The following is a 20,737-nucleotide window of genomic DNA, read 5'->3' on the forward strand; positions in this document are numbered from 1 at the left end:
GATTCGGGCATCCGGCGACATTGCGCCCTCTAGGACGGTGTCTTGGGTGGAGAGGTTCACTCCCCACCGGAAAGCCGGGTCAAAGGCCGAGGAAAGTCCGGGGCAAGGCTCGCTTAAAGCGGCGGTCGTCACGGGGGAAAGCGCAGGCGGGAAACACCTCATGGGACTCACGAGCGACAAGACGCTGGCGTCGGCGATCCTACTGGCCGTACTGCTGTTCGCAGGCACGGTGTGGCTGTGGCCCCGGCTGGCGCGCCGGAACTGGCGATCCGTCAGCGGTCGCGTCGGCCTCCTGCTGGCCACCCAGTTGGCACTCTTCGCGTGCCTCGGGATAGCCGTCAACCAGGCTTTCGGCTTCTACGCGAGCTGGGCGGACCTGTTCGGCACGGAGACCGACCAGGGCGTCGTCGTCGACCACGCGGGCGCCGGCCCGGTCCAGCTGATGGCCACCTCCCAGGTGCACGGCATGGGCGGCTCGCTGCCCCGGACGTCCGGTCAGATCCAGCAGGTCGGCATAGTCGGCCCGACCACCCACATCACCACGCCCGCCTACGTGTACCTGCCGCCGGAGTACTTCCAGCCGCGGTACCGCACGCGGACGTTCCCGGTGGTGGTCGTCCTCAGCGGCTACCCCGGCACCGCGCGGGCGCTGGTCGACAAGCTGCACTACCCGCGCACGGCACAGCACCTGGTCAAGGACGGGCGGATGCGGCCGACCATCCTGGTGATGCTGCGGCCCACCGTCGCGCCGCCCCGGGACACCGAGTGCGTGGACGTCCCGCGCGGACCGCAGACCGAGACCTTCTTCGCCAGGGACCTGCCCGACGCCGTGCGCGCCCACTACCGGGCCGCCGCAAAGCCGGGCGGCTGGGGGATCGTCGGCGACTCGACGGGCGGGTACTGCGCGCTGAAACTCGCGATGCACCACCCCGGCGTGTACGCGGCCGGTGCCGGGCTCTCCGCGTCGTACAAGGCGCCCCTGGACGCCACGACCGGTGACCTCTTCCAGGGCGACCGCAAGCTCCAGAACCGCGCGAACCTCTGGTGGTTCCTGAAGCACGAGCCCGCACCGGACACCTCCCTGCTGGTCACCAGCAGCAAAGCCGGAGAGACCAACTACCGGGCCACGCTGAGATTCATCGCGAGTGTGCAGGCCACGAACCTGACCCGGATCTCGTCGATCATCCTCGACAGCGGCGGCCACAACTTCAACACCTGGCGCCGTGAGATCCCCGCGACGCTGGAGTGGATCAGCGGCCGGCTGAGCGACCGCTGAGCACGGCGCCCGGTGACGCCGTGCGAAGACTTCGTTGTCGCTGTGTTTTTACGGCCCGGGGCACCACGATTCGCCTACGCGCGGTAAGTTTCTGGCCATGCCACGTGGACGTCACCGTCATTCCCCGCCTTTGCACAGGCTGTTGCCTCCCTCGGCGATCGCCGGTGTCTCCCTCGTCTGCGCGCTGGGCCCCTGGTTGTTCTCCCAACCGACGGCCCTGCGCACGCTGGCCGCGATAGCCGCGGCGACCGCGGCCGTCGGTGCCGCCGTCATGCGCCGCTGGGACAGCGAGGCGGGCAAGCAGGTGGCCGACCTGTCACGCGCGCGTGCCAGTGACGAGTGGCGCCACGAGGAGCGGATCGCCGAGCTGGAGACCGACCTCGAGGAGTCGCGGGAGCTGCGCGCCAAGCTGGAGCAGCGGCTGCGCGCGAAGCGGACGGAGCTGGCCGGGCTGCGCAACGAGCACGCCTCCCTGCTGCGCCGCTACGCCACGGCGGAGACCGAGCGCGCGAGCGCCCTGGAGGGCCGCCGCCTGCTGGAGATCGAGGCCGTCACGCCGTCCAACGAGCTGCCGGCCGCCCGGACCTCCGAAGACGCCGAGGAGCTCGCGGAGGCCGTCGCGGAGCGGGCGGCGGCAGAGGAGCGGGAGGCCGTCGAGGAGCGGGAGGCCGGGGAGACGGCCCCCAAGGTCTTCTCCCCGGAGGGTTCCCAGCTGTTCCTGCGGGCCAAGGTGGCACTGGCCCGCTTCGACGAGGGCGAGGCCCCGGAGACCGGGACGGACGCCGACACCGGGACCGAGGGCGCGACGGAGACGGCCGCCGTACCCGAGGCGCCGAAGGGCGAGTCCGCACCGGAGGACGAGGAACAGGGGCAGCCCGAGGCGGCCGACGGGCACACGCGCGCGGCCGCCTTCACCACCGCCGAGCCGGCGGACACCACCCCCGCGCCCGCGGAGCAGGACATGCCCGCCACGCCGGCGCCGTCCGTCAAGTCCGTGCAGCCCAGGGGCCACTTCACCGTGCCGACCGCGGTCGCCGTGCTGCCGGCCGCGCCCATCCCGCGTCCGCTGGTCACCGGTGGCTTCGACTTCTTCGGCACCCAGAAGGGCGCGCCCGCCGAGGGACTGGAGTCCATGCACAACGAGGACCTCGCGGACGTCGTGGGCCAGGAGGCGCTCGCGCTCCACAAGGCCGAGTCCGAGGCCGAGTTCAAGCCCGCCGACGCGGAGACCCGGGGCGTCGGCCAGGTCATCGACCTGACCGCGCACGACGAGACCGAGCAGATCAACATCGGGGGCCTGCGCAGCGCCGCCTCCTGAGCCGGTCCTGAGCCGGGGCGCCCAGCGGGTGCCCCGGCTCAGGCGTTCCCGGGGCGGGGTGCCCCGGCTCAGGCGTTCCCGGGGCGGGGCGCCCAGCGGGTGCCCCGGCTCAGGCGTTCCCGGGGCCGTTCGCCATCCAGCGGTCCGGGCGTGCCGACCGGCGGCCCGTCCTGGACCTCTCGGCCTGCTCCCGGAGCAGCGACGCGGCCGCCTCCGCGTCCCGCAGCCGGGCCGTCACGGTCTTGCCGGCCCCCGTGTCCACATGGACGTCCGCGACCCGCCACAGCCGCTCCCAGGGGCCCTGCGTCAGCCGTACGCTCTGGACCTTGGCGTGCGGGACCAGCGCGAGGCGCCGGCGCAGCAGCCCGTGCCGTGCGGCGAACACGGTCTCCGTGACCGCGAGCCCGTACCCGCGCCACCACAACGGCACGCACCAGCGGGCCCGCCGGGGCGGCCGGGGCAGCTCGCCGGGCACCGTCACACCGGGCAGCACGCGCGCGACCACCGACTCGGCGACCGTGCGGGGCGCGACCGGCACCAGCACCGAGTTCGCCGACCCGGCCACGTCCAGCTCCACCCGCACCCAGCGCAGCGGCCGCCACAGCAGCGGCTCCACGATCCGCACGGTCTGCACCCGCCCGGGTGGCACCGTCTCGTGCGTCCGGTCGAGCAGCCCGTGGTCGATGCGCAGCCCGTCCGGGGACTCCCCGACCGTCCAGTCGTACTCCCCGACGAACCGCCCCACACTGGTCGTGGCCGCCGCGCCGAGCAGCGGTACGGCCGTGGCGAGGACCGTCCACACACTGTGCGTGGCCAGCCACAGCACCGGCGGGACGACGAGGGCGGCGGCCAGGGAGCCCCAGGTGGCGCCCGTCAGCGCGAGGGAGAGCGCGAGCTTGCCCGGGGGCACGTGCATCAGCTCCTGCGCCGGCGCCTCGCCGACCTCTCGTGCCGTCTCGGGTGCGAAGCCCGCGGCGCGCGCCAGCAGCTCCGCGCGGAGCGCACGCGCCTCGCCCTGGGCCAGGAAGGCCAGCTCGTCCTTCTTGTCGGTGCCGACGACGTCGATGCGCAGCTTGGCGACGCCCGCCACGCGCGCGAGCAGCGGCTGGGTCACGTCGACCGCCTGGATCCGCTCCAGCCGGATGTGCGCGGTGCGCCGGAACACCAGGCCGGTGCGTATGCGCAGTTCGCTGTCGGTCACCGCGAAGTAGGTGAACCACCAGGTCAGCAGGCCGTACAGCGCGCCCGCCGTGACCAGGACGGCGAGTCCGGCCAGGAGCATGGTGGTGGTCAGCTTCGTCAGCTGCTCCTGCGCCTGGTTCGGGTCGTGCACCGCCCAGCCGGTGAGCACCGCGACCGGCGCCCACGCCCGCCGGAACGGCGTCACGGGATGCAGCCGCCGCTCGCCCACGGCCTTGCCGGGGCGTATGGCGCCGTCGACGCCGGGCGCGGTCACAGGCCCGCCGATCGGGCTTCGCCGAGCGCGGTGAGCCGGTCGCGCAGCCGTTCCGCCTCGGCCGGGTCGAGCCCCGGGATGGCGGCGTCGGTGGCGGCGGCCGCGGTGTGCAGCTGCACGCTCGCCAGCCCGAAGTACCGCTCGACGGGCCCCGAGGTCACCTCCACCAGCTGCATCCGCCCGTACGGCACCACGGTCTCCTCGCGCCACAGCACGCCCCGGCTGATCAGCAGGTCGTCGGCGCGCTCGGCGTACCGCCAGGAGCGCCAGTTGCGGCCGATCAGCACCCAGCCCCAGGCCGTCAGGGCCAGCGGCAGCAGCGTGAAGGCCGCCCACACCGGGCCCGCGAGCAGCCCCGGCAGCAGGCCCACGGCGAGGGTGATCAGCCCCAGCCACACCACCAGCAGCAGCCGTCGCATCCGCAGCAGGCCGGGCGGCAGCCCCGTCCACACCGGCTCGGTCTCCGTCGCCCCGGCAGCGGCCGGGCTCCCCGTCTCCATGAGGTCAGCGTACGTACGAGAGACTGGGTCCATGACTCCCACGACGGAGACCACGGTCGGCATCGGCGGCGCCGCGGAGAGCACTGACATGGTGCTCAACATCGGCCCCCAGCATCCCTCCACGCACGGCGTGCTACGGCTGAAGCTGGTGCTGGACGGCGAGCGGATCGTCTCCGCCGAGCCGGTGATCGGTTACATGCACCGCGGCGCCGAGAAGCTCTTCGAGGCGCGCGACTACCGGCAGATCATCATGCTCGCCAACCGCCACGACTGGCTGTCGGCCTTCTCCAACGAGCTGGGCGTGGTCCTGGCCGTCGAGCGGATGCTGGGCATGGAGGTGCCCGTGCGCGCGGTGTGGACGCGCACCCTGCTCGCCGAGCTGAACCGGGTGCTCAACCATCTGATGTTCCTCGGCTCCTACCCGCTGGAGCTGGGCGGGATCACCCCGGTCTTCCACGCGTTCCGTGAGCGTGAGGAGCTCCAGAACGTCATGGAGGAGGTCTCCGGCGGGCGGATGCACTACATGTTCAACCGGGTCGGCGGCCTCAAGGAGGACCTCCCGGCCGGCTGGACCGCACGCGCGCGTGCCGCCGTCCGCGCCGTGCGCTCCCGGATGGACATCTTCGACGGCCTGGTCCTCGGCAACGAGATCTTCCGCGGGCGCACCCGGGGCGTGGGCGTCCTGGCGCCGGAGGCCGTGCACGCGTACGGCGTGAGCGGGCCCATCGCGCGCGCCTCGGGCGTCGACTTCGACCTGCGTCGCGACGAGCCCTACCTGGCCTACGGCGAGCTCCGGGACACCCTCAGGGTGGTCACCCGGACCGAGGGCGACTGCCTGGCCCGCTTCGAGTGCCTCCTGGAGCAGACCCACGTCGCCCTGGACCTGGCCGACGCCTGCCTGGACCGGGTCGCCGAGCTGCCGCCGGGCCCGGTCAACCAGCGGCTCCCCAAGGTCCTCAAGGCACCCGAGGGCCACACCTACGCCTGGACCGAGAACCCGCTCGGCATCAACGGCTACTACCTCGTCAGCAAGGGCGAGAAGACCCCGTACCGGCTGAAGCTGCGCTCGGCGTCGTTCAACAACATCCAGGCGCTGATGGAACTGCTGCCGGGGACGCTGGTGGCGGACATGGTCGCGATCCTCGGGTCGATGTTCTTCGTCGTGGGGGACATCGACAAGTAGGACCTGCGGCCGGGCGTCGCCGGGCCGGCGTCACAGCAGCGGGTTCGCGATGCCCACCGGCTGCAGCAGCCAGCCGAAGTCACCGAGGCCGCCGGGGGCGGTGAGCTCGGCCGCCTCGCCGGCGCTCGCGAGGGCGCGTACATAGGCGGCGGGATGGGTGGAGGCGAGCGTGAGCGGGGGGCGGGCGCCGACGAGGCCGAGGGCGCGCAGCGCGTCGCGCTGGGTACAGACGAGCGCTTCCGGGAGGGCGTACGCCGGGTCGAGCGCCGTACACGCGTCCAGCGCGACGTGCGCCGTGATGTCGCACGACCCGTCCGGGACGGGCGCCGTCGCGCGCCCCGCGCGAAAGCCGGTGAGTGTGCCGAACGGGGGGCGCGTGTCCACGGTGTGCGCGTAGTCCACCGCCACCGCGAGCCCCGCCCGTACGCAGGCGACGGCGTCGGACCACGCCCGGTCCCGGGGCAGCCCGATCTCCGCGCGCAGCCCCGGTTCGCCGCCCAGCGGCCACCACCGCGCGAGCCACCGCGCGTCCGCGCCCGAGACGCGCTCGCCGAGCAGTTCGACGCCGTCACGCCGGACGTGCACGAGGCGGCAGACACCGGCGGAGTCCACCTCGGCGACGTCGACCGGGACGTTGTCGAGCCACTCGTTGGCGAAGAGCAGGCCGGTGACCGAGCGCGGCAGCTCGGTCAGCCAGGTGACGCGGTCGGGCAGGCCCGGCGGGCGGTCGGCGACCTCGACGGCACAGGCACGTGTGCGCGCCGCCACGTCGGCGGGCAGCGCGGTGAGCACACCGCTGACCAGCTCGCCCCGGCCGGCGCCCATGTCGACGAAGTCCAGCGACTCGGGGCGGCCCAGGGCCTCGTCGACCCGGCACAGCAGTTCGGCCACGGCCTCGGCGAACAGCCGCGAGGCGTGGACCGAGGTACGGAAGTGGCCGGCCGGTCCCTCCGGGCGGCGGTAGAACCCGCCGGGGCCGTACAGAGCCGCTTCGGTGGCCGCACGCCAGCCACGGGCGTCGTCCGCCGTCTCTCGCGTCGCCTCATCCGTCACCGGGCCAGACTAGGCGCACAGGTGATCACCTTCTCCACCTTGCGGAGTACGTGTGCGGAACAGGGATCGGCCCTCCGGTTGACCCCTGCACCTATCACGCTTCCCTACTCTGGGTTACGTGCAGCGCCTCTATGACTTCCTCCGCAGGAACCCGACCTGGGTCGACACCTTCTGGGCCGTCGTCCTGCTCGCGGTTTCCTGCGTGAGTGCCGTGAACCTCAGCGGGGCGCCCGAGCACCACGGTTCGACCGCCGCCATGCTGGCCGTGTCCGCCGTCATGGCCGTGGTGGTCGCCCTGCGCCGCAGGTTCCCGGAACCGATGCTGCTGCTGGCCGCGGCGACCGGCCTGGTCCAGCTGGTCCTGGACGTCGAGACGACGGTCGCCGACTTCGCCATGCTGGTGATCGTCGCCACGGTCGCCGCGGTCGGCGAGCGCTGGGCGTCCCGGTTCGCCCTTTACGCGGGGCTGTGCGCCGCGCCGCTGGCGCAGATCCGGTGGCCGCAGGACAGGACGAGTCTCCTGGGGCACCTGGCCATCGTGGCGTTCCAGACGGTGCCGTTCGTGCTCGCCTGGGTGCTCGGCGACTCCATGCGCACCCGCCGTGCCTACTTCGCACAGCTGGAGGAGCGCGCCGCCCGCCTGGAGAAGGAGCGCGAGGCGCAGGCCAAGGTCGCGGTCGCGGCCGAGCGCGCCCGGATCGCGCGTGAACTGCACGACGTGGTCGCTCACAACGTGTCGGTGATGGTGGTGCAGGCCGACGGCGCCGCCTACGTCCTCGACGCCGCCCCGGACCAGGCCAAGAAGGCCCTGGAGACGATCTCCTCCACCGGCCGCCAGGCCCTCGCCGAGATGCGCCGCCTGCTGGGCGTGCTGCGCACGGGCGAGCACAAGGAGGTCGGCGAGTACGTTCCGCAGCCCGACGTCGAGCAGATCGACGACCTCATCGAGCAGTGCCGCACCTCCGGTCTGCCCGTCGACTTCAAGGTCGAGGGCACCCCGCGCCCGCTGCCCAGCGGCGTCGAGCTCACGGCGTACCGGATCGTGCAGGAGGCGCTCACCAACACCCGCAAGCACGGCGGGCCCAACACGGGCGCCAGCGTGCGGCTGGTCTACTTCGACGACGGGCTCGGCCTGCTGGTCGAGGACGACGGCAAGGGCGCCCCGCACGAGATGTACGAGGAGGGCGGCGTCGACGGCCAGGGGCACGGCCTGATCGGCATGCGCGAGCGGGTCGGTATGGTCGGCGGCACCCTCGACGCGGGGCCCCGACCCGGCGGAGGATTCCGCATCAGTGCTCTGCTGCCGCTCAAACCGGCGCATTGACACAGACGCACGCCCCCGGTTGACACCTGTCACGCCCCGGGGAAATCCCCGTAACACCCCGATGTACGGAAACGGAAGAGGACCCGATGACGATCCGCGTGATGCTCGTCGACGACCAGGTGCTGCTGCGCACCGGGTTCCGGATGGTGCTCGCGGCCCAGCCGGACATGGAGGTTGTCGCGGAGGCGGGCGACGGTGTCGAGGCCCTCCAGGTGCTGAAGTCCGCCGAGGTGGATGTCGTCCTGATGGACGTGCGCATGCCCAAGCTGGACGGGGTGGAGACCACCCGTCGCATCTGCTCGGAGCCCGAGCCGCCCAAGGTGCTCATCCTGACCACCTTCGACCTCGACGAGTACGCCTTCTCGGGGCTGAAGGCGGGTGCCTCCGGTTTCATGCTCAAGGACGTGCCGCCCGGCGAGCTGCTGGCCGCCATCCGCTCCGTCCACAGCGGCGACGCCGTCGTCGCACCCTCCACGACCCGGCGGCTGCTCGACCGCTTCGCACCGATGCTGCCCTCCGCCGGAAAGGAGCCCCAGCACCAGGAGCTGAACCGGCTCACCGACCGCGAGCGCGAGGTCATGGTGCTGGTCGCGCAGGGCCTGTCGAACGGGGAGATCGCCGCCCGGCTGGTGCTCTCCGAGGCGACGGTCAAGACCCACGTCGGCCGCATCCTGACCAAACTCGGCCTGCGCGACCGCGTCCAGGTGGTCGTGCTCGCCTACGAGACCGGGCTCGTCCGCGCGGGCGGCGCCCACGGCTGACCCGCACACGCGGCTCAGGCGGGGCTTTCGCCATCCGCCCTAGCGGAGTATCCCCTCCAGGAAGTCGCTGCCGAGGCGGGCGACGACCGTGACGTCCAGCTGGTGCAGTACGTACCTGCCGCGGCGGCGCGTGGTGACCAGGCCCGCCTTCTTCAGCACGCCCAGGTGCCGGGAGACCTCCGGCGCCGACAGGCCGTGCACCTGCGCCAGCTCGCTGGTGGTGGACGCGCTGCGCGCCAGGTACCGGCACAGCCGCATCCGGACGGGATGGGACAGCGCCGCCATCCGCAGGGTGAGCGCCTCCACCGACGCCGGCGCCGCGAGCTCCGGCGAACCGACCGGGTAGTGCAGCACCGGCTGCCAGCCGTAGCGGTGCAGGACCATCAGATGGGGCCAGCCCAGACTCGTGGGCACCAGCAGGAGGCCGTCGGCGTCGACCACGGCGTGGCCGTCGGTGAGCTTGTCCACGGTGATCCGCGCGCCCGTCTCGTCGAGCGTCACGACCGGCGAGACCGCGGCCAGCGCCTCGGCGAGCCCCTTGCGGCGCAGCAGCTCCGTCTTGTGGCGGGCGTCGGCTGCCAGCTGGTGGCGCAGCCGCGACCAGGCCTCGTCGAAGAACGCCTCGGCGCAGTCCTCCAGGAACCGGCGCAGCCACGCGCGCACACTGGGCGGATCGTCGAGCAGCCGCTGCGCGAACCGGACCTGCTGCGGACCGCGCGAGGCGGCCACCTCCAGCGCCCTGCGGCGGCCGGCCGGATCCGACAGCAGGGCCGGGGCCCGCGTGTCGTAGGAGAGCACGCAGGTGAACTCCAGGGCCGCGTCGACGAACTGCTCGTCCGTCAGTTTGTCCAGCTGGCCGAGCTCCTCGGCCAGCGTGCCGCCCGGGACGGCACCGGGGACGGCCGCGTACGCCAGGAACAGGTCCGAGAACGTCGACCGCCACAGGAAGTCGGCCTCGCACATGCGGTCGGCCAGGTGCGGCTCCATCCGGGCGGTGACACCGGTCACCCAGCCCTGGAGGCCGGGATGGTGCCCCGGCTCCGACAGCGCGTGCAGCGCCATGCCGAGCTCGGCCAGCGGCGAGGGCACGACGGCGACCCTCTCCGGCCGGAGACCAGCGATGTCGATACGTACGCTCATGTCCCCATCGTGCACCCAGCCACCGACAACGCCTCCCCCGATTGACGGGCGCCGTCAATCGACGCGACGCAGGCCGCGCGAAGGCGCAGGCTCGGGAGCCATGAGCAGCGTCCAGCAGCACTTCCTCGACACCTGCCGTGCTCGGCGGCACGGAGAGCCCGCGCCGCCCCCGCCCGGCGCCCATGACGTGCGCGTGGCGCGGGCGGTGCGCGACCACCGGCGGTTCCGCGCGGTTCTCGCGGGGCGGCCGGCGCGCGGGGGGCTGCGGGGCGCCGTGCTGCGCTGGATGCGCGCGTCCTAGGAGGAGGCGGCGCCCCTGACCGGGCTCCCTAGCGGGGCGTCGCAGGAAGCCGCCTCACGAAGTCCGCGACCGCCGCCCGCACGTCCTGCGCCGACCACTCCAGACCGGCCTCCGACACCGTCACCTCGGTCATGGACAGGCCCGGACCCTTCGGCTCCCAGAAGCCGGCGAAGAGATACGTGCCGGTCTCCTCGGCCTGCCGTACCGCCGTCTCCCTCAGCACATCGGCCTCGTACGGCAGCCAGACCTGGAACTCGTGGGTGTGCGGCTCCTCCGGGTGGACGCGCGTCCACGCGAGCCCCGCCTCGGCGAAGCCCTCGCGCAGGGCCGCGGCGACCACGCGCGCGTGGCGCACGTACTCCGGGAGACGGGGCAGCTCGCGCTCCAGGCCGATCAGGGCCGCGAGCGCCGTGGGGAACTGCTGGAAGATCATGCCCCCGTAGCGGTGGCGCCAGGTCTTCGCCTCCTCGACCAGGGGTTTCGGACCGGCCAGTGCGGCGCCGCCGATGCCGACGAGGGACTTGTAGAACGACACGTAGACGCTGTCCGCGAGGTCCGCTATCTCGTGCAGGGGGCGCCCGAAGCGGACGGTGCACTCCCACAGGCGTGCGCCGTCGAAGTGCACGACCGCATCGCGCTCCCGCGCCGCCGCCACGACCTCCGTGAGCTCCTCCCAGGTGGGCAGCACATAACCGGCGTCCCTGAGCGGCAGCTCCAGCATCAGCGCTCCGAAGGGCTCCTCGAAGTCGCGTACCTCCCGCGCGGTGGGGAGCCGGGGCTCACCCGTGACGCGGACCGTGCGCAGGCCGGCGACCTCGCGGAGGGCGCCTCGTTCGTGGACCTCGGGGTGGGCGAGGGCGTGCAGGGCGACCGTGGGGTTGCCGGTCCGGGCCGCCCAGCAGCGCAGCGCCACCTGCTGGGCCATCGTGCCGGTCGGGAAGAACGCGGCCGCCTCGGTGCCCAGCAGGGCGGCGACCCGCTCCTCCAGGGCCGCGACGATCCCGTTGCCGTAGACGTCCGCCGGTTCGTCCAGGTCGTACACGTCGGCGGCGCCTTCGTGGAGCCGCGCGAGCCGCTCTCGCAGGGAGGCGCGCGGGCCCACGCGCGCGAGCACGCGATCGGCCTTCCGGTAGGCGGCCGCGCGCCGCTCTCGCATTTGCTCCTCCGCCGACCGGGGTTCGTCCGGCTGTTCGTTCTGGGGTGTCGTCGCCGTATCGCTCATGCCGTGGATGATGCCGTGGCGCGGGGACGGAGGGCCTCGCATTTTCCGTACGGGAGGCATCCCGTGCGATGTGACCGGTCACCCACAGCCTGTGGACAGCCAACTGGGCCCGAACCCGATAGCGTTAACATGACGAGAAATCGTCCGGTACCCAGAGCGGACTGGAACGGGAAGGCCACTCTCGCGTGAGTACAGTCCAACAGCCAGACCCCGGTGACCGCCCCGCGCGGCTCACCGTCGGCGTCGTGGGCGCCGGCCGGGTGGGTCCCGCGCTGGCCGCGTCCCTGCAGCTCGCCGGACACCGCCCGGTGGCCGTCTCCGGGGTCTCCGACGCCTCCAGGCGGCGCGCCGAGGCGATGCTGCCCGACATCCCGCTGGTGCCCCCGGCCGAGGTCCTCCACCGTGCCGACCTGGTGCTCCTGACCGTTCCCGACGACGCCCTGCCCGGCCTGGTCGCGGGCCTCGCCGAGACCGGCGCGGTACGGCCGGGCCAGCTGCTCGTCCACACCTCCGGGCGGTACGGCACCCGGGTCCTGGACCCGGCCCTGCGCGCGGGCGCGCTGCCGCTGGCCCTGCACCCCGCGATGACCTTCACCGGCACGCCGGTGGACGTGCAGCGGCTCGCGGGCTGCTCGTTCGGGGTGACCGCGCCCGAGGAGCTGCGGCTGGCCGCGGAGGCTCTCGTCATCGAGATGGGCGGCGAGCCGGAGTGGATCCTGGAGGAGAACCGCCCGCTGTACCACGCGGCCCTCGCCCTCGGCGCCAACCACCTGGTCACCCTGGTCGCCCAGTCCATGGAGCTGCTGCGCACGGCCGGTGTCGAGGCCCCGGACCGGATGCTCGGCCCGCTGCTCGGCGCCGCCCTGGACAACGCCCTGCGCTCCGGTGACGCGGCGCTGACCGGGCCGGTCGCGCGCGGGGACGCGGGCACCGTCGCCGCGCACGTCACGGAGCTGCGCCGGCACGCCCCGCAGACCGTCGACGGCTATCTGGCGATGGCCCGCGCCACGGCCGACCGGGCGCTCGCCCAGGGCCTGCTGAAGCCGGAGCTCGCCGAGGACCTCCTCGGCGTCCTCGCCGGCGGCACCAACGGCACCCACGGCACCGAGGGGAACACCCGATGAGCACCGCCCTGCTGCGCACCGCCGCCGAACTGCACGCGCGCGTGCGGCACGGCCGCCGCGCCGTCGTCATGACCATGGGTGCCCTGCACGAGGGCCACGCCACGCTGATCCGCGGGGCCCGCGAGATCGCCGGACCCGACGGCGAGGTCGTCGTCACGGTCTTCGTCAACCCGCTGCAGTTCGGGGCCGGCGAGGACCTCGACCGCTACCCGCGCACCCTGGACGCCGACCTGAAGATCGCCGAACAGGCGGGCGCCGACGCCGTGTTCGCCCCGTCGGCCGAAGAGGTCTACCCGGGCGGGCAGCCGCAGGTGCGGGTCACCGCGGGACCGATGGGCACGCGCCTGGAGGGTGCCTCGCGGCCCGGCCACTTCGACGGCGTCCTCACCGTCGTCGCCAAGCTGCTGCACCTCACCCGTCCCGACGCGGCCCTGTTCGGGCAGAAGGACGCCCAGCAGCTGGCCGTCATCCGGCGCATGGTGCGGGACCTGAACTTCGGCATCGAGATCGTCGGCGTACCGACGGTGCGCGAGGCCGACGGGCTCGCGCTCTCCAGCCGCAACCGCTACCTGTCGGCCGACGAGCGGCGCACCGCGCTCACCCTGTCGCGTGCGCTGTTCGCCGGGCGTGACCGGCACGCGGCGCAGGAGGCGTTGCGGGCGCGGGCGCGCGAGGTGCCGTCCACCCGGGCGCGCGCCGAGGCGCTCAGCGCCATAGGGGAGTCCCGCGCGGCGGCCGACGCGCACGCCGTCGCCAAGGCCGTGCCGAACGCGGCCGCCGCCGTCCGCGCGGCCGCCCGGACCGTCCTGGACGAGGCGGTCCACTACGACCCGCCGCTCGCCCTGGACTACCTCGCCCTGGTCGATCCCTCCGACTTCACCGAGATCGACGACGACTTCACCGGAGAGGCCGTCCTCGCCGTCGCCGCCCGGGTCGGGACGACCCGGCTGATCGACAACATCCCGCTCACCTTCACCGCCCCCGGAGCCGCCTCGTGACCAGCACAGGCATACGACTGCACGCGCCCGCCCCCGGATGGTCCATCGACGCGGACGTGGTGGTCGTCGGGTCCGGCGTCGCCGGCCTGACCGCCGCCCTGCGCTGCGAGGCCGCCGGACTGACCACGGTCGTCGTCACCAAGGCGCACCTCGACGACGGCTCCACCCGCTGGGCGCAGGGCGGCATCGCGGCCGCCCTGGGCGACGGCGACACCCCCGAACAGCACCTGGACGACACCCTGGTCGCGGGCGCCGGCATGTGCGACGAGGGGGCCGTACGGATCCTCGTCACCGAAGGCCCCGACGCGGTACGGCGGCTGATCTCGACCGGGGCGCACTTCGACACCGACGCGGACGGCGACATCGAGCTCACGCGCGAGGGCGGCCACCACCGGCGCCGGATCGCGCACGCGGGCGGGGACGCGACCGGCGCGGAGATCTCTCGCGCGCTGGTCGAAGCGGCTTGCGCGCGGGGCGTGCGGATGATCGAGAACGCGCTGGTGCTGGACCTGCTGACCGACGCCGAAGGACGCACGGCGGGCGTGACCCTGCACGTGATGGGCGAGGGCCAGCACGACGGCGTGGGCGCCGTCCACGCCCCCGCGGTCGTCCTCGCCACCGGCGGCATGGGCCAGGTCTTCTCGGCGACCACCAACCCGTCGGTGTCCACCGGGGACGGCGTGGCGCTCGCGCTGCGCGCCGGCGCGGAGGTCTCCGACCTCGAATTCGTCCAGTTCCACCCGACCGTGCTGTTCCTCGGCGCCGACGCGGAGGGCCAGCAGCCACTGGTCTCCGAGGCGGTGCGCGGCGAGGGCGCGCACCTGGTGGACGCGGACGGCGTGCGCTTCATGGTGGGCCAGCACGAGCTGGCCGAGCTGGCGCCGCGGGACATCGTCGCCAAGGCCATCATGCGGCGCATGCAGGAACAGGACGCCGAGCACATGTTCCTGGACGCCCGGCACTTCGGCGCCGACATGTGGGAACACCGCTTCCCGACCATCCTGGCCGCCTGCCGGGCGCACGGCATCGACCCGGTCACCGAGCCCATCCCGATCGCGCCGGCCGCGCACTACGCCTCCGGGGGCGTGCGCACCGACGCGCGCGGGCGCACCACGGTGCACGGGCTCTACGCGTGCGGCGAGGTCGCGTGCACCGGCGTGCACGGCGCGAACCGGCTCGCGTCCAACTCCCTCCTGGAGGGCCTGGTCTACGCCGAGCGCATCGCCGCCGACATCACCGCGCGGCACGCGGAGGACCGACTGCACGCGCGCGTGCCCGTCCCGGTCCCGCATCCCGACAAGCCCGCGCACCCGCTGCAGGCCCCCGAGGCCCGCTTCGCGATCCAGCGGATCATGACCGAGGGCGCCGGCGTGCTGCGCTCCGACCGGTCCCTGACCAGGGCGGCGGAGCAGCTCCAGCGCCTGCACACCGCGGCCCGCGACGCCCTGGACGAGAATGGCAAGACAGCCGAGCCCGGCGTCGACACCTGGGAGGCCACCAACCTCCTGTGCGTCGCGCGGGTGCTCGTCGAGGCGGCCCTGCGCCGCCAGGAGACCCGCGGCTGCCACTGGCGCCTGGACCACGCCGACCGCGACGACACCGGGTGGCGCCGCCACATCGTCGTACGGCTGAATCCGGACCGCTCGCTGGCCGTGGGCACCACCGACACCGCAGACTTCCCCCCGACCCGGTCGCACCAGTCATCCCAGGAGCAGTGACAGACGTGAGCACCAACGACCTTCCCCTCGCCGACGGCGGCGGCTGCGGCGACGGCTGTGCCTGTGGCGCCGGGGGCGACGAGGAGTACCTGGAGTGCGGGCTGGACCCCGCGCTCGCCGGACTTCTCGCCGCCGCCGGCCTCGACCCCGTCGAGGTCGAGGACATCGCCAACGTGGCCATCCAGGAGGACCTGGACAACGGCGTGGACGTGACGACCGTCGCGACGATCCCCGAGGAGGCCGTGGCGACCGCCGACTTCGTCGCGCGCGAGGCGGGCGTCGTCGCGGGGCTGCGGATCGCCGAGGCCGTGGTCTCCGTGGTCTGCACGGACGAGTTCGAGGTCGAGCGGCACGTCGAGGACGGCGACCGGGTCGAGGCCGGACAGCCGCTGCTGTCGATCACCACCCGCACCCGCGACCTGCTCACGGCCGAGCGCAGCGCGCTCAACATCCTGAACCGTCTCTCCGGCATCGCCACCGCCACGCGCGCGTGGGCGGACGTGCTGGAGGGCACCACCACGCGCGTGCGGGACACCCGCAAGACCACCCCGGGCCTGCGCTCCCTGGAGAAGTTCGCGGTGCGCTGCGGCGGCGGCGTCAACCACCGGATGTCGCTCTCCGACGCGGCTCTGGTCAAGGACAACCACGTGGTGGCCGCCGGCGGCGTCGAGCAGGCCTTCAAGGCCGTCCGAGAGGCCTTCCCCGACCTGGCGATCGAGGTCGAGGTCGACACCCTGCACCAGCTGCGCGAGGCGGTCGACGCGGGCGCCGACCTGATCCTGCTGGACAACTTCACGCCGGGGGAGTGCGAGGAGGCCGTGGCGATCGTCGGCGGTCGCGCTCTGCTGGAGGCCTCCGGGCGCCTCACCCTGGAGAACGCGCGGGCGTACGCCGACACCGGCGTGGACTTCCTGGCCGTCGGTGCCCTCACCCACTCCTCGCCGGTCCTCGACATCGGCCTGGATCTGCGCGAGGCGGAGTGACCTCATGCTCCTCACGATCGACGTCGGCAACACGCACACCGTCCTCGGGCTCTTCGACGGCGAGGACATCGTCGAGCACTGGCGCATCTCCACGGACGCGCGGCGTACCGCCGACGAGCTGGCGGTGCTCCTCCAGGGCCTGATGGGCATGCACCCGCTGCTCGGCGACGAACTCGGCGACGGCATCGACGGCATCGCGATCTGCGCGACCGTGCCGTCCGTGCTGCACGAACTGCGCGAGGTCACCCGGCGGTACTACGGCGATGTGCCGGCGGTGCTGGTGGAGCCGGGGGTGAAGACCGGGGTGCCGATCCTCACCGACAACCCCAAGGAGGTCGGCGCCGACCGGATCATCAACGCCGTGGCCGCCGTCGAGCTGTTCGGCGGTCCGGCGATCGTCGTCGACTTCGGTACGGCGACGACTTTCGACGCGGTGTCCGCGCGCGGGGAGTACGTCGGCGGTGTGATCGCCCCCGGTATCGAGATCTCCGTGGAGGCGCTGGGCGTCAAGGGCGCCCAGCTGCGGAAGATCGAGGTGGCCCGGCCGCGCAGCGTGATCGGCAAGAACACGGTCGAGGCCATGCAGGCGGGCATCGTGTACGGCTTCGCCGGGCAGGTCGACGGGGTGGTCGGGCGGATGGCGCGGGAACTGGCGGAGGATCCGGACGACGTGACGGTGATCGCGACGGGCGGGCTGGCGCCGATGGTGCTGGGGGAGTCCTCGGTGATCGACGAGCACGAGCCGTGGCTGACGCTGGTGGGACTCCGGCTGGTGTACGAGCGGAACGTGTCGCGGACGTGAGGCGGCGGGGGGTGCGCGCGGCACGCGGCGGCCAGGTGGGTGGCCCTGCTGCGCCACACCATGTCCCCTATGTCGAGTTTGTCTGATTTACGCGTATCTTCGGTCCATGCCCACGCCATACGGATCCCGCGGCGGCATGGCGTTCGGTGCGGAGGAGCTGCGTGTGCTCCGCCGTGCTCTCGCCCTCGCCCTTCACCCCGGTCCCGCCTCCGCCGAGGACATCAAGGACTGTCATCGGCTCGCCGAGTCTCTCGACGAGGCGATGCGTGAGGGGGCCCGGTTGCGGGCCTTCCTGGTGGCCGATCTGGTCCGCTACCGCGCGGCCCTGCCCGGGACCGTCGCCGGCTATCTCACCCTCCTGGAGGAGGCGCTGGCCGCCGGCCACCGGCCCACCCCGGACGACCTCGCCGCACTGCGGGCGCTGCGCGGGAACCCCGGTGCCGCCGCGCTGCTCGACCGCTGTCAGGACCTCGCGGAGCGTGATGTGCGGGCCCGGCTCGCCCAGGGGGCCCGCAAGGTGCCCGCACCGGCCGTGCCGGCGTCCAGGATCCGCCTGACGGCCCTGCCGGGCGGAGTGGCCAAGGAGCCGGAGAAGAAGCCGAAGGAGCGGCCCGCCGGACGGCCCGCCCCGCAGCCCGCGGCCCCCGAGCCGGTGACGCCGAAGCGGCCCATTCCGACCCCGGGCGAGGTCTTCCCGCGACGCCGGCCCACCCCGCCGCCGCAGCAGCTCGCCGCCGGCTGAACCGGATCCCCGGCGGCCGCCGGCAGCCGCGGACGGGGGAAAACGGCAGCTCGCACGCCTTGTACGACGCTTTGCCCACCCCGCACCTTTCGCCCGGTCCCCCGTGGCTACTCTGGACGCATGGACTACGTCTCCGCGCTCGTGCCCCCGGTCGTCATGGCCGTCTTCTTCGTCGGTCTGGTCCGGGTGATCGTGAAGACCCAGGGCGGCGCCGCCAAGGCCAAGGAGGACGCCGCCGTGGACGCCGCCCTCGCGCGGGCCGCGCGCGGGGAGAGCGACCTGAAGGTCTCCGCCCCGGGCCGCGAGGCCTGATCGCGGACCGCTCCCCACGGGCGTACGACCCCCGCGCGGCCACAGCCACGCCTTCCGGGTCGTACGCCCCTTTTGTTCGCCTTTGTCAGCGAAAGTGCACGTCCGGCACGCCATTGGCGGGATCTCCCACTATTGTTCTGAGCTGTGCCTCGCCCATTGGGAGAACTCGAAGACGCGGTCATGACGCGGGTGTGGAAGTGGAACCGCCCGGTGACCGTTCGAGAAGTCCTGGAAGACCTCCAGCAGGAACGGTCCATCGCGTACACCACGGTGATGACCGTTTTGGACAATCTCCATCAGAAGGGCTGGGTGCGCCGGGAGGCCGAAGGGCGTGCCTATCGATATGAGGCCGTCTCGACACGGGCCGCCTACGCCGCCGCCCTGATGAACGAAGCGTGGTCCCAGAGCGACAACCCGGCCGCCGCTCTCGTCGCCTTCTTCGGGATGATGAGCGACGAACAGCGCCAGGCCCTGTGGGACGCCGTACGGATCGTGCAGGGCCCCGATAGGACGGAACAGCAGGAAGAACGCGAAGGCCCGGAAGCCCCGCAAGAGGAGAACCCCGGCTCCATGGCGGACCACCGCGGGCGATAGCGTCCGCTCATGTCAGCGATGCGCCCCGAAGTCACCGCAAAAGCCGTCACCGTCCGGCGGGCCCGGACCGGCGATGTCCCGGCGGTGCGCCGACTCCTTGACGCGTACGTCCGCGACCGCATCCTCCTCGACAAAGCCACGGTGACGCTTTACGAGGACATCCAGGAGTTCTGGGTCGCGGAACGCGACGACAACGCCGAGGTGGTCGGCTGCGGCGCACTCCACGTGATGTGGGAAGACCTCGCCGAAGTGCGCACTCTCGCGGTCAAGCCCGGCCTCAAGGGCGCCGGCGTGGGCCATCAGTTGCTGGAGAAGTTGGTGGAGACGGCGCGATGGCTCGGTGTTCGCCGAGTTTTCTGTCTGACCTTCGAAGTCGACTTCTTCGGGAAGAACGGCTTCGTGGAGATCGGCGAGACGCCCGTGGACACCGATGTCTACGCGGAGCTGTTGCGCTCCTATGACGAGGGCGTCGCCGAGTTCCTCGGACTCGAACGAGTGAAACCGAACACCTTGGGCAACAGCCGGATGCTTCTGCATCTGTGATCGCCCCGAGGGATCGCGGCGGACAAGAGGCATCGGGCGGAGTTGGGCGGGAGATCGGGCCCAATTCCGGGTGCCTCGCCTTGCCCAGGTGGCCTATGTCCGAAACGCGCATGTTTCCGGGCGGGAGCAGACCCCTCGGTCTCTCCCAGGGGTTTGTGTTTTTCCCGCAAAAGCGGTTTGCTTTCCAACGTACTGCAGTACTGCATATAACAGGGGGCGGCGAAACGGCGGGCGCCGCACACCCCGGCCCTGAAGTTATCGATGAAAGGAAATCCGGTGGCACAGAAGGTTCAGGTCCTTCTTGTCGACGACCTCGACGGTGGCGAGGCGGACGAGACCGTGACGTTCGCGCTGGACGGCAAGACGTACGAGATCGATCTCACGACGTCCAATGCGGACAAGCTGCGCGGCCTTCTCGACCCCTATGTCAAGGGCGGTCGTCGTACCGGTGGCCGTGCGTCGGGCGGACGTGGAAAGGCCCGTGCGGCTGCAGGCGGCAGCCAGGACACCGCGCAGATCCGCGCGTGGGCGAAGGAGAACGGCTACGAGGTCAACGACCGCGGCCGTGTTCCGGCGACGATTCGCCAGGCTTACGAGGACGCCAACGCCTGATCCCCCTCAGGTCCGTGGCTCGCGCGCCACAACCGGACCCGGTGGCACTCGGTGGCCATCGTGTCCACCAGCCGTACGAGATCGGGGGCGCATCCCACGCCCCCCACGGCCGGCAGCGTCGGCACACGCGGCATTCTCGGCAGCGAGGCTTCCACCTCGCGCCCCGGCCCGGGGGGCCGCAACCAGACGGCGGCCCCCTGCACGGGTTCCGGACGGTCCGCGGGCTCCGGCGGGGCGGCGGGGCCCTCGTCGGCTTCGGGAAGCGGTCGGGCCCCGGTGGAGACCGGCTCGGGCCGTGCCGGAGCGTCCATCCGGCCGTGCGCGCCCAGTGCCCGCAGGTCCAGGGCCAGCGCGCTCCACTCCAGCCAGTCCAGCAGTCCCGGCACCTCCTCCGCGCTGCCCGCGGCTACCAGCAGCAGCATCCGGTCGCCCTGGAGCGCCACCGGAGAGCCCGGCCCCAGATGCCTGAGCGCCTTCGCGCCCGCCGGGGCCGGCACGTCCAGCACGTCGAAACGCACGCCCGTGACCAGCCGCAGCGGTTCTCCGGGTGTCTCGGGCACTGTCGCCCAGCCCAGTTCGTTCTCGTACCAGTGCCGGAGCCGGGCCACCTGCGAGTCCGGTCCGGCGAAGCGGCCGGAACCCGGTGCCAAGGTGCAACCGGAACCGGGCGCGACGGCGTGATCGACGCCGGATCCGAGCGGACGACGGGGGTGAGGGACCGTTGAAGCGGCCAGAGGGACCGAGCCAGCCATGCCAACTGCAACCGCCGCGAACC

The 20,737-nt window shown here is 72.8% G+C and carries 22 protein-coding genes; 16 read left to right on the plus strand and 6 right to left on the minus strand.

Going from position 1 to position 20,737, the window contains the following annotated elements; translation table 11 throughout:
- Positions 1-160: 160 nt before the first annotated feature.
- Positions 161-1,276: an alpha/beta hydrolase gene (locus ACZ4O3_RS31565; protein WP_384997166.1), complete on the plus strand. Its 1,116-nt coding sequence runs from the start codon at positions 161-163 to the stop codon at positions 1,274-1,276.
- A gap of 97 nt (positions 1,277-1,373) precedes the next feature.
- Positions 1,374-2,594: a hypothetical protein gene (locus ACZ4O3_RS31570; RefSeq protein WP_467725464.1), complete on the plus strand. Its 1,221-nt coding sequence runs from the start codon at positions 1,374-1,376 to the stop codon at positions 2,592-2,594.
- A 109-nt stretch (positions 2,595-2,703) separates the two neighbouring features.
- On the opposite strand, the gene ACZ4O3_RS31575 is transcribed toward ACZ4O3_RS31570, so the two are convergent.
- Both ACZ4O3_RS31575 and ACZ4O3_RS31580 read right to left on the minus strand, forming a co-directional pair.
- Positions 2,704-4,050 (minus strand): PH domain-containing protein, encoded by a 1,347-nt coding sequence (locus ACZ4O3_RS31575; protein WP_467725466.1) that lies wholly within the window; start codon positions 4,048-4,050, stop codon positions 2,704-2,706.
- Complete coding sequence (locus ACZ4O3_RS31580; RefSeq protein WP_467725468.1) at positions 4,047-4,550, minus strand: PH domain-containing protein; 504 nt, start codon at positions 4,548-4,550, stop codon at positions 4,047-4,049. Before ACZ4O3_RS31580 ends, ACZ4O3_RS31575 begins: the two co-directional genes overlap by 4 nt.
- Before the next feature lie 31 nt (positions 4,551-4,581).
- Here ACZ4O3_RS31580 and ACZ4O3_RS31585 point away from each other — a divergent pair, with 31 nt between their 5' ends.
- Positions 4,582-5,733: an NADH-quinone oxidoreductase subunit D gene (locus ACZ4O3_RS31585; protein WP_362729932.1), complete on the plus strand. Its 1,152-nt coding sequence runs from the start codon at positions 4,582-4,584 to the stop codon at positions 5,731-5,733.
- Between the two features lie 30 nt (positions 5,734-5,763).
- Here ACZ4O3_RS31585 and ACZ4O3_RS31590 read toward each other — a convergent pair whose 3' ends face one another.
- Positions 5,764-6,786 carry an SAM-dependent methyltransferase gene (locus ACZ4O3_RS31590; protein WP_467725469.1) on the minus strand — a complete coding sequence of 341 codons (1,023 nt, stop codon included), beginning with the start codon at positions 6,784-6,786 and terminating at the stop codon, positions 5,764-5,766.
- Between the two features lie 118 nt (positions 6,787-6,904).
- Between ACZ4O3_RS31590 and ACZ4O3_RS31595 the strand changes: the two genes are divergently transcribed.
- Together ACZ4O3_RS31595 and ACZ4O3_RS31600 are read left to right on the plus strand one after the other, a co-directional pair.
- A complete protein-coding gene (locus tag ACZ4O3_RS31595; protein WP_467725471.1) occupies positions 6,905-8,110 on the plus strand; it encodes a sensor histidine kinase in 1,206 nt (401 codons plus the stop codon).
- An 86-nt stretch (positions 8,111-8,196) separates the two neighbouring features.
- Positions 8,197-8,871, plus strand: a complete 675-nt coding sequence (locus ACZ4O3_RS31600) for a response regulator transcription factor (RefSeq protein ID WP_362728250.1) — start codon at positions 8,197-8,199, stop codon at positions 8,869-8,871.
- Between the two features lie 39 nt (positions 8,872-8,910).
- Here the strand turns inward: ACZ4O3_RS31600 and ACZ4O3_RS31605 are convergent, their stop codons facing one another.
- Complete coding sequence (locus ACZ4O3_RS31605) at positions 8,911-10,011, minus strand: DUF5937 family protein (protein ID WP_467725473.1); 1,101 nt, start codon at positions 10,009-10,011, stop codon at positions 8,911-8,913.
- Between the two features lie 100 nt (positions 10,012-10,111).
- Between ACZ4O3_RS31605 and ACZ4O3_RS31610 the strand changes: the two genes are divergently transcribed.
- Positions 10,112-10,312, plus strand: coding sequence for a hypothetical protein (locus ACZ4O3_RS31610; protein ID WP_467725474.1), 201 nt, complete (start codon positions 10,112-10,114; stop codon positions 10,310-10,312).
- Positions 10,313-10,340: 28 nt separating this feature from the next.
- Here ACZ4O3_RS31610 and ACZ4O3_RS31615 read toward each other — a convergent pair whose 3' ends face one another.
- Complete coding sequence (locus ACZ4O3_RS31615) at positions 10,341-11,534, minus strand: threonine aldolase family protein (protein ID WP_467725475.1); 1,194 nt, start codon at positions 11,532-11,534, stop codon at positions 10,341-10,343.
- Positions 11,535-11,719: 185 nt separating this feature from the next.
- Here ACZ4O3_RS31615 and ACZ4O3_RS31620 point away from each other — a divergent pair, with 185 nt between their 5' ends.
- The 10 genes from ACZ4O3_RS31620 (at position 11,720) to ACZ4O3_RS31665 (ending at position 19,962) form a co-directional block, all read left to right on the plus strand.
- Complete coding sequence (locus ACZ4O3_RS31620; RefSeq protein WP_467725477.1) at positions 11,720-12,658, plus strand: Rossmann-like and DUF2520 domain-containing protein; 939 nt, start codon at positions 11,720-11,722, stop codon at positions 12,656-12,658.
- On the plus strand, positions 12,655-13,656 hold the full coding sequence (gene panC, locus ACZ4O3_RS31625) for a pantoate--beta-alanine ligase (protein ID WP_467725479.1): 1,002 nt from the start codon (positions 12,655-12,657) through the stop codon (positions 13,654-13,656). The genes ACZ4O3_RS31620 and panC overlap by 4 nt, the downstream gene beginning before the upstream one ends.
- A complete protein-coding gene (locus ACZ4O3_RS31630) occupies positions 13,653-15,374 on the plus strand; it encodes an L-aspartate oxidase (protein WP_467725481.1) in 1,722 nt (573 codons plus the stop codon). Before panC ends, ACZ4O3_RS31630 begins: the two co-directional genes overlap by 4 nt.
- 5 nt (positions 15,375-15,379) lie before the next feature.
- A complete protein-coding gene (gene nadC / locus ACZ4O3_RS31635; RefSeq protein ID WP_384997190.1) occupies positions 15,380-16,357 on the plus strand; it encodes a carboxylating nicotinate-nucleotide diphosphorylase in 978 nt (325 codons plus the stop codon).
- A 4-nt stretch (positions 16,358-16,361) separates the two neighbouring features.
- Complete coding sequence (locus tag ACZ4O3_RS31640; RefSeq protein ID WP_362718372.1) at positions 16,362-17,159, plus strand: type III pantothenate kinase; 798 nt, start codon at positions 16,362-16,364, stop codon at positions 17,157-17,159.
- 136 nt (positions 17,160-17,295) lie between these two features.
- On the plus strand, positions 17,296-17,901 hold the full coding sequence (locus ACZ4O3_RS31645) for a hypothetical protein (protein ID WP_362718403.1): 606 nt from the start codon (positions 17,296-17,298) through the stop codon (positions 17,899-17,901).
- Between the two features lie 120 nt (positions 17,902-18,021).
- A complete protein-coding gene (locus tag ACZ4O3_RS31650) occupies positions 18,022-18,213 on the plus strand; it encodes a hypothetical protein (protein WP_362718375.1) in 192 nt (63 codons plus the stop codon).
- Positions 18,214-18,393: 180 nt separating this feature from the next.
- A complete protein-coding gene (locus ACZ4O3_RS31655) occupies positions 18,394-18,807 on the plus strand; it encodes a BlaI/MecI/CopY family transcriptional regulator (RefSeq protein ID WP_467725483.1) in 414 nt (137 codons plus the stop codon).
- Positions 18,808-18,816: 9 nt separating this feature from the next.
- Positions 18,817-19,350, plus strand: a complete 534-nt coding sequence (locus ACZ4O3_RS31660) for an amino-acid N-acetyltransferase (protein ID WP_467725485.1) — start codon at positions 18,817-18,819, stop codon at positions 19,348-19,350.
- 276 nt (positions 19,351-19,626) lie between these two features.
- A complete protein-coding gene (locus ACZ4O3_RS31665; protein WP_362718383.1) occupies positions 19,627-19,962 on the plus strand; it encodes a histone-like nucleoid-structuring protein Lsr2 in 336 nt (111 codons plus the stop codon).
- Here ACZ4O3_RS31665 and ACZ4O3_RS31670 read toward each other — a convergent pair.
- Complete coding sequence (locus ACZ4O3_RS31670) at positions 19,941-20,714, minus strand: SCO3374 family protein (protein ID WP_467725487.1); 774 nt, start codon at positions 20,712-20,714, stop codon at positions 19,941-19,943. The two genes, ACZ4O3_RS31665 and ACZ4O3_RS31670, sit on opposite strands and share 22 nt — an antisense overlap.
- Between the last annotated feature and the right edge of the window lie 23 nt (positions 20,715-20,737).

Source organism: Streptomyces sp. NPDC026515 (assembly GCF_055567595.1).

What these genes read in the sequence shown, in the direction of transcription:
- ACZ4O3_RS31565 (WP_384997166.1), top strand. Translation starts at nt 161, where the DNA reads ATGGGACTCACGAGCGACAAGACGCTGGCGTCGGCGATCCTACTGGCC.
- ACZ4O3_RS31570 (WP_467725464.1), top strand. Translation starts at nt 1,374, where the DNA reads ATGCCACGTGGACGTCACCGTCATTCCCCGCCTTTGCACAGGCTGTTG.
- ACZ4O3_RS31580 (WP_467725468.1), bottom strand. Translation starts at nt 4,550, where the DNA reads ATGGAGACGGGGAGCCCGGCCGCTGCCGGGGCGACGGAGACCGAGCCG.
- ACZ4O3_RS31585 (WP_362729932.1), top strand. Translation starts at nt 4,582, where the DNA reads ATGACTCCCACGACGGAGACCACGGTCGGCATCGGCGGCGCCGCGGAG.
- ACZ4O3_RS31600 (WP_362728250.1), top strand. Translation starts at nt 8,197, where the DNA reads ATGACGATCCGCGTGATGCTCGTCGACGACCAGGTGCTGCTGCGCACC.
- ACZ4O3_RS31605 (WP_467725473.1), bottom strand. Translation starts at nt 10,011, where the DNA reads ATGAGCGTACGTATCGACATCGCTGGTCTCCGGCCGGAGAGGGTCGCC.
- ACZ4O3_RS31610 (WP_467725474.1), top strand. Translation starts at nt 10,112, where the DNA reads ATGAGCAGCGTCCAGCAGCACTTCCTCGACACCTGCCGTGCTCGGCGG.
- ACZ4O3_RS31615 (WP_467725475.1), bottom strand. Translation starts at nt 11,534, where the DNA reads ATGAGCGATACGGCGACGACACCCCAGAACGAACAGCCGGACGAACCC.
- panC (WP_467725479.1), top strand. Translation starts at nt 12,655, where the DNA reads ATGAGCACCGCCCTGCTGCGCACCGCCGCCGAACTGCACGCGCGCGTG.
- ACZ4O3_RS31640 (WP_362718372.1), top strand. Translation starts at nt 16,362, where the DNA reads ATGCTCCTCACGATCGACGTCGGCAACACGCACACCGTCCTCGGGCTC.
- ACZ4O3_RS31645 (WP_362718403.1), top strand. Translation starts at nt 17,296, where the DNA reads ATGGCGTTCGGTGCGGAGGAGCTGCGTGTGCTCCGCCGTGCTCTCGCC.
- ACZ4O3_RS31650 (WP_362718375.1), top strand. Translation starts at nt 18,022, where the DNA reads ATGGACTACGTCTCCGCGCTCGTGCCCCCGGTCGTCATGGCCGTCTTC.
- ACZ4O3_RS31655 (WP_467725483.1), top strand. Translation starts at nt 18,394, where the DNA reads ATGACGCGGGTGTGGAAGTGGAACCGCCCGGTGACCGTTCGAGAAGTC.
- ACZ4O3_RS31660 (WP_467725485.1), top strand. Translation starts at nt 18,817, where the DNA reads ATGTCAGCGATGCGCCCCGAAGTCACCGCAAAAGCCGTCACCGTCCGG.
- ACZ4O3_RS31670 (WP_467725487.1), bottom strand. Translation starts at nt 20,714, where the DNA reads ATGGCTGGCTCGGTCCCTCTGGCCGCTTCAACGGTCCCTCACCCCCGT.